The following is a 12,008-nucleotide window of genomic DNA, read 5'->3' on the forward strand; positions in this document are numbered from 1 at the left end:
GGCGATCAGGGTTCGAGACCCATCATCACCGCGTTGCTGACGGGATCGAACGGCGCCGAATTGTGTTCGTGAACGATCACCCACCGGTCGTCGCGCCGCTCCAGACCAGCGCTCGCCCGCATCCAGAACGTATTGGTCTCGCCCTTCGGGTCGGTGCCGCCACAGCGAACGAGCCAGTGCCCGAACGCCACGTCGCTGCCCGCCGATACCGCGAGGTCGCGCATTTCGAAGACGGGATCGGTCATTCCCTCGCACATGGCCATGCACGCCTCCCAATGCGCCTTGTAGGCATCGCGCCCCTCGAAACGCAGCTCGCCGATGGCATCGAAGGCCAGAATGTCCGGAGCGTAGAACGACGCGATACGATCGCTGTCGGCGGATCGGATGGCTTCGTAGTAATCCCCCATCACGCCGCGAACTTCCTCTTCCGGCGTCGTCTTCGTCAGCGGCGCGTCCATGAATTCCTCCTGCCGTTGGCACATGTCGATGCTGGCGGCCCGATGCCGCCGTTTATTGCTTGACTACTTGAGTTGATATCAACATATTATCGGCATGTCAAACGCCCCCCCGGTCGATCTCGAGACCGCGCATTTCATCCGCGACCATTGCCTGTGCCTGCATGCGCAGCGCGCGGCGCGCGCACTGGCCCGGCGCTTCGACAAAGCGTTGCGGCCACTGGGCCTCACCAACGGCCAGTTCTCGCTCATGACCGCGCTCTCCCGGCCGGTACCGCACGCAATGGGCAATCTGGTGACCCTGCTCGCCATGGACCGCACGACGCTGACGGCGGCGCTAAAACCGCTCGAACGACGCGGCCTCGTCGAGATCAGGACCGATCCCGACGACCGGCGCAGCAGACAACTGATGCTGACGCCTGAAGGCCGCGCGCTGCTGGCCGAGGCGGTGCCGATCTGGCGCGACACGCACGCGGAGGTCGAGGCAGCGCTCGGCGTCGACCCGGATGCCCTGCGGGCCGGGCTCAACGCGCTGAATTCCCGGGATTAAAAAACGCTTCGGGCTAGAAAATCGTCCAGCTAGAAAGTCGGGGCGGACGGGTCGCCGAACGGCTCCGCCTCGATCCGCTCCACCTCCTCGACGAGACCGGCGATCAGGCCCTCGTCGGCCTTCAGATGCGGGCGCTCGGCCTCGAGGATCGCCCGAAACAGGGCCTTCTTCGCCGCCAGCGCGTCGATGCCGGCCGCCGCGTCGCCGGCCGCCGCGAGCACGACCGTGACGAGACGGTCCGCCGAGACGAGGCGGCCCCACAGATAGTCGTTCTCGCGCCAGGCGCGATTGAAGAAGGCGGCGAAGCGGCGTAGCCGCAGGCCCTTCAACTTGGCCATCGCCGGGCCCTTGCGGATCGTCCGGGCGTCGGCGGGCGAGATCCGGAAGACGCGGATGATGTCGAGTTCGTCGAGGTCCTCCCACTGGGTCATCGGCAGGGTGAGCACGTCGAAGAACGGGAAGCCGATATAGGCGACCATCAGCTCGGTCCTGGCCCAGCCCGGCAGATAGTTCAGCACCATCAACGAGAAGATCTCGTCGAGCCGGTCGTCGACCTGCTGCAGGCCGAGATCACGGCCGAGACGCTCGATCGCGGCAAACCGGTCCGCGGCGCTCGAGTCGGGATCGGCGAGGCGAAGCGCGGCGCCCAGGGCGTCCGGATCGGCGGGCGGCTCCGACATGCGTTCCTTGATGCCGTCGAGCAGGTCGTAGAACTCGGTCTTCAGTTCGTCGAGTTTGGCGGGATCGACCGGGTCGGCTTCCGCCTCCGACCGGCTCGAATAGTAGAGCTCGTTCAGGTGTCGGATGACGAAGCGCAGCCGGCGGACCCGGAAATCGGCGTCGAAGGCGCGCAGGAAGGCGATCGCCTCCGCCGAGACGCGGCCGTCGGGATCGCGCGCCTCGATCAGCAGCGGTCGGGCGATGCGGTGACCGAGCCCGGCGAGGTCGCGCCCCTCCGCCGTTTCGATGAACGCGCGCAGGCGGCGGGCGACGGTCAGGATCTTCAGGTGCAGATAGCTTTCGAAGGCAAAGCCCGCCTCCACGGCCGCGCCGCGGTTGGCAACGTCGCGCCAGGCCGCGAATATGCCGGCCGAGGGCGCATCGTCGCGATCCTCGTCGAGCATCGACTGCACCAGCAGCCGGATGCGCGGGCGCGCCGCGTCGACGACCTCCGAGACCACCGCGATCCGATCGTTCAGCTCCGCGACGCGCTCTAGTTCGTGGTGGATGGGTTCGTTGCGCGGAATCTCGGCCATCGAGGCGAAGATCGCCCGGAAGAACCCGGGCAGTACCTCATTGTCGGAAAACTCGATGTCCGGGTTCGGGTCGACGAAGACGATACGGCGCACCACCTCGCGGTTGGCCGGCCGTCCCGACAGCGCGGACAGCGCGGCGGCGAAGGGCTTGTTGGTCACGACCGCGCCATCGACGAAGGGAATGGTGCGCGGGTCGCGACCATCGCGGGCGACCTCGGCGAGCTTGGCCCGCATGAAGGCGTCGCGATCGGGCCAGTCCATACCCCGGCGGTGCAGAACCGCCTCGGTCTCCTCGATGGTGGCGGGTGCAAAGGCGCCCGGAAACGAGGATGTCGCGCGGGCGGCGAAGATCAGGCCGGGGATGGCGGCGCGGTCGAACTCGCTCTCGATCAGGCCCGAGGCGCGGCGGCGATAGCGGAACCGCATGTCGAACTGATGGTCGAGCTCGATGGCGACCGGCGGGTCGTCGAGCGGCACCTGGCGGGGATGCCCGTTGTAGTCGGTGATCGACACGAACAGGTCGAGGGCGTGATCATCGGGCAGGAGCGAGTGGCGGGGCGTCCCCTCGCCCACCGCTTCGCCCATCGCCGCCCCCATCGCCTCCGCCGCGTCGAACATCCAGCCGGTGAACCGAGGGCCGGAAAAGGGCGGCTGGAACCAGCGGGACCGCACGAAGCGGTCGAGCTTGGTGCGGGTTTCCTCGTTCTCCGCCAGCACCGGGTCATAGCGCAGGATGCGGCTGACGACGGGCGTCATGAACCGCTTGGAGAAGGGGCCGGCCAGCGCCTCCTCCTCGATCAGCCGGGTAACGTCGGCGTTCTCCAGCCACATGTCGCGCAGGGGATGCAGCGGCAGGTCGTGGGCCAGCGCGCGCGATAGGAAGATGCCGTTGATGCCGCCGGCCGAAGCGCCGGCGATGACGTCGACGACGACGCGCAACTCGGTGTGCCGGGCAAGCTGGCGCAGAAGCTCGAAATAGACGCGTTCGGTGTCGGTCTCGCGTCCCGGCCCCGCTTCCGCCGGCCCGATCCCGGCGGTCTCGCGCTGCTCCGGCTGAATGGCATGGAACAGCTTCGACGCGCGGACGAGCTTCTTGATCTCCCGGCAGACGCCGAACATGTAGACGGCGAGCGAGACGCCGCCATACAGCACGAGAGCGAGGCGGAGCTCCTTCTCGCGCATCGTTTCCTCCAAGGGGATCCCCGTTTGGCGACGTCGCTGCGTCACCGGCGACAATTGTCGCGAGTCGCGCCGTCGCGGCAAGCGCCGGCGATCAAATCGTCGGTACGGCGCCGCGGACCGCCTGGTTGGCGATGCGCTTGGGCAGACGCGAGGTCCGGGCCAGCAGCGCCACGGGGACGAGGCCGGCGAGCACGATGGTGAGCGCGGCGATGGCGCCCTGCTCGACCATCTCCATCGAGGCGTAGGTATAGACGTGGGTCGCCAGCGTCTCGAAATTGAACGGGCGCAGCAGCATCGTCGCCGGCAGTTCCTTCATCGAATCGACGAAGACGAGCAGCGCCGCCGTGGCGACGGCCGGCCTGAGCAACGGCAGGTGCACCTCGCGCATCGCGGCCGCCGGCGTGCGGCCGAGCGACCGTGCGGCCATGTCGATATTGGGCGTGACCCGCTCGAGCCCGGCCTCGACCGTTCCGAAGGAGACCGCGAGGAAGCGGGTGGCATAGGCGTAGACGAGCGCGGCGGTCGATCCGGTGAGCAGCAGGCCGGTGGAGATGCCGAGCAGCGATCGCGCCATGCCGTCGACCAGGTTGTCGAGGGCGGCGAGCGGCACCAGGATGCCGACGGCGAGCACCGTGCCCGGGACCGCGTAGCCGACACTGGCGATCCGGGTCAAAAGCTTGACCGTGCGCGCGCCGGTCAGCCGCGCGGCATAGGCGAGGACCACGGCGGCGGCGACGGCGACGGCGGAGGCAACGATCGACAGCCCGACGCTGTTGGCCGTCAGCGTGAAATAGGCCGGACCGAAATCGGTCGCGAAACGCCGGGCGGCCGCATCCAGCAGGTAGAGCGCGGGGAAGACGAAGCCGATCAGCACCGGCAGCCCGCAAACAGCGAGCGCGCCGGCGGCTCGCCAGCCGGTCAGCGGATAGTCCGGCAGGGCCTGCAGGCGGCGCGAGGTATGGTGGAAGCGCTGCAGCCGGCGCCCGCGCCGCTCCAGCCAGATCAGGAACAGGACGACGACCAGCATGACGCAGGCGATCTGCGCGGCGCCGGCGAGATCGCCACGGTTGGTCCAGGTCGAGTAGACCGACAGCGTCAGCGTCTGGACGCCCAGAAACTGCACCGCGCCGATATCGTTGAGGCATTCCATCGCGGCCAGCGTCACGCCGACGACGACGGCTGGTCGGGCGAGCGGCAAGGCGACGTGGAAGAAGGTGCCGAAGGCGGTCTTGCCGAGGGTACGAGACACGTCGAGGACGCACATCGACTGCATCAGGAAGGTCGCGCGCACCGTCAGGTAGACATAGGGGTAGAGCACGAAGCTCATCACGAAGATGGCGCCACCGAGCGTGCGAACCTCCGGGAACCAGTAGTCGCGGGCGCTCTGGAAGCCGAACAGGGCGCGGATGAAGACCTGCACCGGCCCGAGCGAATCGAGGATCTCGACATAGGCGTAGGCGACCACGTAGGTCGGCACCGCCAGCGGCAGGAGCAGCATCCATTCGAGCGCGCCGCGGCCCGGAAACCGGCACATGGAGACGAGCCAGGCGCTCGATACGCCGACGATCGCGGTCAGCATGCCGACGCCGAGCATCAGCAGCACGGTCGTCCAGGTCGACCGCGGCAGCACGGTGGACAGCAGGTGCGGCCAGATCGAGGGATCGCCGCCGAAAGCGATCACCACCAGCGCGACGATCGGCATGACCGCGAGCGCGGCGATCGCGAGCGCGCCGAGGACCATCCACGGATGATGACGCAGGGCGGACCGGTGACGCGCTACGACCTGAGCCTCACCGTTCACCGCCCGACGCATCGCTCCTCCCGGGCTTTCAGCTCAAGGCCCGCGGGGCCGGACGCTCGGCGAGCGCCATCATCGCCTCGTCGGAAATCGGCTCGATCTCGAGGCCGGCCTCGGCCAGCTCGGCGGCAAGGCATTCGGCCGCCGACACGAGCTCGTCGATGCGGGCGCCGGCGATCAGCTGGCAGGCGGATTCGCAGGCCAGCGGCCGCATGCCCTTCTGGCAGCCGGACACCAGCCGGAGCGCCAGGCACTCGTCCCGGCACATGACCTTGCACGGCCGCGGATAGCAGTCGATCGTCCGGCACGCCTCCGACCGGAGCACCCGGACCCAGCCGGCAAGCTCGGAGACGACCCGCTTGGCGCGGGTCGGTCCAAGCTCGCGGCAGTAGTCGTTCCAGACCGCTTCCCAGCAGGCGATGTCGCCGGTCTCGTAGCCGGCGAGCCAGCCGCGCATGCCGAGCACCACGAGGCGTTCGGCACGGCGGTCGAGCGATATCGACGAGAGACCGGAGTCCGTCATGGCGTGTTCCCCCGAAGAGACCCTCGAACAGGCCGTAGCCACCTCAACCCGCAACGCTCACGAGTTCGGGCCCGCGTCGAAATTGACCTCGTCGACGAGGGCGCTCGCCTCGGCCCGGTTCTTCGCCACGTCGGTGAGCGGCAAGGTATCGGCCTTCAGCGCGCCCCAGGACGCGACGATGTCGGACGGCGGAACGCCGGGCTTCAGGGGATATTCGAAATTGACCTCGGCATAGAGCCGCTGCGCCGCGTCGGAGGTCAGGAACTCGATCAGCTTGATCGCCTCGTCCTTGTTCGGCGCGTTCTTGGCCAGCACGACGCCGGAGATGTTGACGTGGGTCCCCGCACCCTCGGCATCGGGGAACAGGACCTTGATCGCCTTGGCCCAGTCCTTCTGCTCGGGCTCCTGCTCGTTGGTCTGCATCAGGCCCATGTAATAGGTGTTGCCGAGCGCGATGTCGCATTCGCCGGCGAAGATGCCCTTGGCCTGGGCACGGTCGTTGCCGGTCGGCTTGTGGGCGAGGTTGTCGCGCACGCCGGCGAGCCACTCCTTGGTCTTCTCGGCGCCCTCGTGGGCGATGCGCGAGGCGATCAGACCGATATTGTAGGGATGCTGGCCGGACCGGGTGCAGATCCTGCCGTGCCACTTCGGATCGGCGAGTTCCGCGTAGGTGATGGTGTCCTGTGGGACGCGATCGCGGGAGGCGTAGAGGACGCGGGCGCGCTGCGACAGGCCGACCCAGGCGCCGTCAGCGTCGCGATACTGCGCCGGAATGTTGGCCTCGACGGCCTCGGAGACGATCGGCTGGGTGATGCCGGCCTCCTTGGCGCGGTTGAGCGTGCCGACATCGACCGTGACCAGCACGTCGGCCGGGCTGTTGGCGCCTTCCGCGGCGATGCGCTCGATCAGCTCGTCCTTGCCGAACAGCACGTTCACCTTGGTGCCGGTCTCGGCGGTGAAGGCGTCGAACAGCGGCTGGATCAGCCCCGGCTCGCGGGTCGTGTAGACGTTGACTTCGGCAGCCGACGCGGGCAGCGCGGCGGCAAGCGTCAGGGATGTGAAAATCAGGCTGGAACCGGCCCACAGGGACCGGGAAAGAAACGGCTTCATGTCTTTCCTCCAATTGACAGGGGTCAAGGCCCTGCCATCAAAGGCCGCGACACCGGCGGGATGCCGGGTCGACGGCGACAAAAGCGGAAGCCGAAGCGCGAGTCAACAAATTCGGACAAATAAAGTCGAGTTTAGTCTGGAATTAGAAAACTTCTAATTTCAAGCACCGCCGCAGGCCCAAGTATTCCGCCTCTTTTCGCGAAGCATCCGCTGCGTCGTGCACATGAATCTCGTGACGTTTCCCGGCATCGAAGCGACACCGGACGCTCGGTCCATCCGGCAGGACAGGCGCGACCATGCCATGCGACGGACGATCGCCGGCGGCGGTCTTGCTACTCCGCCAGCACCCTTTGCTGCGGGAAGGTGATCTCCACCAGCGTCCCCTCGCCCGCCTTGCTGGTGAGATTGAACGTCGCGCGGTTGGCCTCGGTCAGCGCCTTGGCGAGCGGCAGGCCCAATCCGGTGCCGCGCTCGCCGGTCGACGGCGCGGTGGCGAGCTGGCGGAACGGCTCCATGGCGGTGGCGACATCGCTGTCCGACATGCCGACGCCGGTGTCGCGCACCCTGAGGTGAACCTCGCCGGTCTCGCCACGCGCCGTGGAGACGATCACCTGGCCGCCGGGCGGGGTGAACTTGATGGCGTTCGACAGGATGTTGAGCAGCACCTGGCGGATCGAGCGGGCATCGGCGACGACGCCGGGAAGGCCGCTGGGCAGGCTGGTGCGGATGATGATGCGGGCGCGGTTCGACTGCGGCTGCATCACCGCGACGCACTGCTCGACCAGGTCGTTGAGCCGCAGGTTGGTGAAGGACATCTGGAGCTTGCCGGCCTCGACCTTGGACAGGTCGAGCAGGTCGTTGACGAGGCTCATAATGTGCTCGCCGGACTCGCGGATGTCCTTCATGTATTCGCGGTAGCGGTCGTTGCCGAGCGGGCCGAAACGCTCCTCCAGGATCACCTCCGAGAAGCCGATGATGCCGTTCAGCGGCGTGCGGATCTCGTGGCTCATCTTGGCCAGGAAATCGGACTTCTGGGCGCTGGCGTCCTCTGCGCGCTTGCGCGCGGCGATCAGGTCGGCCTCCGCCGCCTTCCAGTCGGTCAGATCGCGCAGAACCACGCAGATGCGCACCGGCTCGCCAGTTCCGACCCGGCCGGGGCTGAACTGGACCGGCACCGGCTCGCCCCCGGTCGAGAGCGAGATCTCGCGGCCGTTCTCCAGGACGCTCGGGACGCCGCCCTCAAGAAGCCCCTGCAGCAGGTCGGCGACGGCGGAGCGATCGTCCGCCACGACCAGATCGGTGAAGGACTTGCCCGCGAGCGTTTCCGCGTCGACGCCGACCAACGCGGCGCCCCGCGCGTTGGCCGACTGGATCACCCCGTCGGCATCGAGCACGAAGACTCCGTCGAAGGCGGTATCGAGGACCGTCTTGAAATCGTCCGCCGGCGCCTCTTGCGGCGGCTCCGCCCTGGCCTGCGCCATACGGACACTCATCAGCATGGCCGGGCCGTCCACCCACGGCGTGCGACCGAGGCGCACCTCCACGGGGACCGCGGTACCGTCGCGCCTGCGCGCCGTAACGGCCGTCCCGGGTTCGTCGTCCTCGCCGCGCCCCTCGATCAGCGCGCCGATGCCGCCGGCAACCTCCAGATCGTCGATATCGGCATAGCCGAACACATCGAGGAAGGCGCGATTGGCGGCCAGAACGTGCTTGTCGCGCAGGATGGCGAGACCGACCGGGACACGGTCGAAGACCTTGAAGACGAGGTCGGGCGCGCGTGGCTGTTCCGGTTCGGCCGCTGCCGCAGCGACCGGCGCCTGCGTCGGCATCTCTGTCGGCGTACTGGACGGCACGTCGGCCGGCACTGCGGGCGGGACTTCGGCCAGTCGCTCGACCGTCCCGCCCAGGTCTTCCGCTTTCGGCTCGGCTTCGCCCGCGCAGGATTCGGAGACGATCTCCTCCGGTTCCACCCCGGATTGGGAAGCGTCGGATTGGGAGACGTCGGCCTCATCCGCTGCTTCGGCTTCCCGCTTTCCGTCGTCCCACCGGGCCCCGAGCGCCTCGGCGATCGCCTCGAAGGCGCTGCGTTCCTGGTCGTTGAGAGCGCCGTCGACTGCGGGCTGCTTGAAGGAATGCAGCCGCAGGACACGCGAGCCGGCACCGCCGACTTCGGCCGTCTTCGGCGTTGTTTCCGGCGCGGCCGGCTCCTCTGCCGGTTCGGCTTGCTTGTCGACCTCGGCCTCGCGTTCTGCGGGCGGCTCCTCGCGTTTCGCCGGTGGCTCGTCGGGACGGGCGGAGACGATCGTCAATTTCGCGCGCTCACCGGTGCGGGCAGGCGGCCATGGCCTTTCGACCGGCGTCGGGGCCGCATCGGCGCCCATCTCGGTCGGCGCCTGCGCCCCCTCATCGGTCTCGACCGGCGTCACCGAGAGCACATCGGCAAAGCCGCGATAGCCGACGAAGGCCCGGCCCTCGCCGAAACGCGGAAGTGCCGACAGGCGCAACCGGGCGATCTCGCCGTAGTCGGTCGGCCAGTCGATCTGGATATTGCTCCAGGTATCGCGGGTCTCGAGCGCCTTGGCGACGCGCTCGTCCGTGTCGATCAACAGCTCCAGGTCGATATCGATCCACTCGCGACCGACCACGTCGGCGGCCTCGGGGCCGACGATCTCGGCGAAGGCAGCGCCGACTTCGAGGAAGCGACCGTCGGCATCAAGCTGGAAAGTGAAACGGCGCACGTTGGGCAGCGGCCGCCCGGCGCGCGGCGGGCCGGCTTGGCGCTGCCGCGTAGCCGGTTCCTCGGCGGTCGCCTCTTCGACCGGTTCTGTCTTTGCCTCCCCAACGAGAGAGGTTTCGGCGACACCGGGGGCTTCTTCCGCGGTTTTCCCGGTGGTCTCCCGCGCCTCCGCGCCGAAGACGACAAGCGAATACGGACCGTCCGGCAGCGCGAGCGCAACGCTTTCGCCGGCCTCGGCATCGAGATCGGCGGCGGCCAGGTTACGGCGAAGCTCGCCCGCGGCGCCGGTGAGGATCAGCGGCGTCGACACCGAGGCGAACGCGGCGAGGAAGCGGTCGTCGAGATCGGCTTCGGCCTTGCCGTTCCGCCCGGCGACGATCAGCACGATGTCGCGGCCGATATCGGCGAGCAGGCGGCACTGGCAGGGAATGGATATGTCACGCAGGCCGACGAAGAACCGCAACAGCGCCAGGCGCATCGAGCCGTCGCGCGGCAGCGAGCGGCCGAGACGGGCAAGCTGGTTCATGCCCGGGCGTTCCATATCGAACCGGCGCGCGGCGAGCCGCCCGAAGTCGGATTCGTCGAAGAAGGTGATGCCGGCGGCGCTGGCGAGCAGGATGCGGCCCGCACCCACATCCCACACCCACGCCGGCGCGGCGCCGAGAATGGTTTCGGCAACGCCGGGGGCGCGCAACAACATGGACTCGTCGAGCCGGCCAGTCATTTCGGCTTCCAGTTCCTCATCCCGCCAAATCCGCGGGCCGTATCGTCGCCCGGCCTCTCAAGGCCTGCCCCCTCGAGCGAACGAAGTTCGGTCCTGCCGCCGCACAAGCCTGCCGACCCGTCACATGAGGCTGTTATAATCGTAGGTCACGAGGGCCGTCCAGCAGAGCCCCCCTTTCGCGGCCTCGGCATGCGCCGGAATGGTTAAATCCCACAGGCTGACGTGGATGACCGGCAAAATGCCGGCTTGTACGAACGATACATTCGACAGTCTGGCGACAGACTGGGCATGATTCGAGGCGTCACCCAAAGCAATATCGCGCGGGCCCGAATCACCGTCCAGGGCACCCGCCCGGGCATGATCGCGACGCGGCCGGCCATCGACGACTTAGGCGACTGACGCGAGCCCGCGGAGCTATCAGCGCACAATTTGTGCGCTGCAATATTTTCTATTGCATTGCACAATACGGTTCCCTATATTTCCGTTAGGTACAGTGCGTGGAGGCTAATGATGCCCGCGCCAGACACGGAAATCCCGAATTCATCGCATCGGCGGCCGCATGCCCGCCTGCCGAACCGAGAAAGGATGATCGCCATGACCACCACCAAGGCAAAGACCGCCACCAAGGCTGCCCCGAAAGCCGCTTCCGTGAAGCAGGACGTCACCGGGTTCTCGTCGCTCGAGATGCCCGCCGCCTTCCGCGAGATGGCCGAGAAGGGCGCGATGCAGGCCAAGGAAGCCTACGACTCCTACAAGTCGCTCGCCGAAGAGGCGACCGACGCGATGGAAGACACGTTCGCCACGATCAACAAGGGCGCGACGGACTTCCAGTCCAAGGCCCTGGGCGCCGCCAAGGCCAACTTCAATGCCGGCTTCGATTTCGTCGAGAAGATGCTCGGTGTGAAGTCGCTTGCCGAGGTCGTCGAGTTGCAGACCGAGTTCGCCCGCAAGCAGTTCGATACCCTGGCCGCGCAGGCCAAGGAGATTCAGGATCTCGCCAGCAAGGTTCAGGCCGAGACCGCCAAGCCGTTCAACGACGGCGTCGCCAAGGCGATGACCCAGTGGAAGGCGGCCTTCTGAGGCCCCGACGCCGCCGGAGACTCCATCCAAATCGAAAAGCCCGGCCCCCGTGGCCGGGCTTTTTTCGTCTCCGCCGGCCCGTTGTTTCCCCGGCCCTTGCGCCGGACGGGCTTTGTCCGTATTTACTGCCCGAACGTCCGTGCAGCTGTAGCTCAGTTGGTTAGAGCGCCTGATTGTGGATCAGGAGGTCGCTGGTTCGAATCCAGCCAGCTGTACCATTCAAGATCAATCCCCTAAGCGCAGATCTCCCCCATCGGCGGCGCGTTTGTCGCCGGCGAGTTTGCCGCTCGCGCCTATAGGCTGGCCGCTCCGCCGATCGGCGCCCGGGCGAGGATTGCGGGCGCGGAACTGACGGCAAGACCCAGGGTGCAGACGGCAGACCGAACGTCTGTTTCAAGACCGTTCCTGCGAAGATGGACGCAACGTCGCCATTTCCTGACGGTCTATTCGCCTCCCCCAGCATGACCAAGACCATTTCCAGCACAATCAGGCGTTGATCTATCGCTGCCTGCACGCCATACATTATCCAAGATGCTTCTGAGGTCCGAACAACAATAGACCGGGGATCGAAATACCGACGACGCCCTGCGAAA

Annotated in this window: 8 protein-coding genes and 1 tRNA gene; 3 read left to right on the forward strand and 6 right to left on the reverse strand. The window is 67.4% G+C overall.

The window, feature by feature from the left end; all coding sequences use genetic code 11:
- Window positions 1-5 precede the first annotated feature (5 nt).
- Window positions 6-458 carry a YybH family protein gene (locus tag MUB46_RS01410; RefSeq protein WP_261614075.1) on the reverse strand — a complete coding sequence of 151 codons (453 nt, stop codon included), beginning with the start codon at window positions 456-458 and terminating at the stop codon, window positions 6-8.
- Window positions 459-552: 94 nt separating this feature from the next.
- On the opposite strand from MUB46_RS01410, the gene MUB46_RS01415 reads away from it, so the two are divergent.
- Window positions 553-1,005 carry a MarR family winged helix-turn-helix transcriptional regulator gene (locus tag MUB46_RS01415; RefSeq protein WP_261614076.1) on the forward strand — a complete coding sequence of 151 codons (453 nt, stop codon included), beginning with the start codon at window positions 553-555 and terminating at the stop codon, window positions 1,003-1,005.
- A gap of 29 nt (window positions 1,006-1,034) precedes the next feature.
- Here MUB46_RS01415 and MUB46_RS01420 read toward each other — a convergent pair whose 3' ends face one another.
- The 5 genes from MUB46_RS01420 to MUB46_RS01440 form a co-directional block, all read right to left on the reverse strand.
- Window positions 1,035-3,443, reverse strand: a complete 2,409-nt coding sequence (locus tag MUB46_RS01420; protein ID WP_261614077.1) for a patatin-like protein — start codon at window positions 3,441-3,443, stop codon at window positions 1,035-1,037.
- Between the two features lie 91 nt (window positions 3,444-3,534).
- Window positions 3,535-5,256 carry an ABC transporter permease gene (locus MUB46_RS01425; protein ID WP_261614078.1) on the reverse strand — a complete coding sequence of 574 codons (1,722 nt, stop codon included), beginning with the start codon at window positions 5,254-5,256 and terminating at the stop codon, window positions 3,535-3,537.
- Window positions 5,257-5,272: 16 nt separating this feature from the next.
- Window positions 5,273-5,764 carry a hypothetical protein gene (locus MUB46_RS01430; protein ID WP_261614079.1) on the reverse strand — a complete coding sequence of 164 codons (492 nt, stop codon included), beginning with the start codon at window positions 5,762-5,764 and terminating at the stop codon, window positions 5,273-5,275.
- 57 nt (window positions 5,765-5,821) lie between these two features.
- The gene (locus MUB46_RS01435) at window positions 5,822-6,874 is read right to left on the reverse strand and encodes a Fe(3+) ABC transporter substrate-binding protein (RefSeq protein WP_261614080.1); all 1,053 of its coding nucleotides are present in this window, start codon (window positions 6,872-6,874) and stop codon (window positions 5,822-5,824) included.
- 332 nt (window positions 6,875-7,206) lie between these two features.
- Complete coding sequence (locus MUB46_RS01440) at window positions 7,207-10,335, reverse strand: PAS domain S-box protein (RefSeq protein WP_261614081.1); 3,129 nt, start codon at window positions 10,333-10,335, stop codon at window positions 7,207-7,209.
- A 594-nt stretch (window positions 10,336-10,929) separates the two neighbouring features.
- On the opposite strand from MUB46_RS01440, the gene MUB46_RS01445 reads away from it, so the two are divergent.
- Together MUB46_RS01445 and MUB46_RS01450 are read left to right on the forward strand one after the other, a co-directional pair.
- Window positions 10,930-11,415 (forward strand): phasin, encoded by a 486-nt coding sequence (locus MUB46_RS01445; protein ID WP_261614082.1) that lies wholly within the window; start codon window positions 10,930-10,932, stop codon window positions 11,413-11,415.
- A gap of 141 nt (window positions 11,416-11,556) precedes the next feature.
- Window positions 11,557-11,633 (forward strand) — tRNA-His (locus tag MUB46_RS01450).
- The last annotated feature ends 375 nt before the right edge of the window (window positions 11,634-12,008 follow it).

It is taken from the genome of Microbaculum marinisediminis, assembly GCF_025397915.1.
Taxonomy (GTDB): domain Bacteria; phylum Pseudomonadota; class Alphaproteobacteria; order Rhizobiales; family Tepidamorphaceae; genus Microbaculum; species Microbaculum marinisediminis.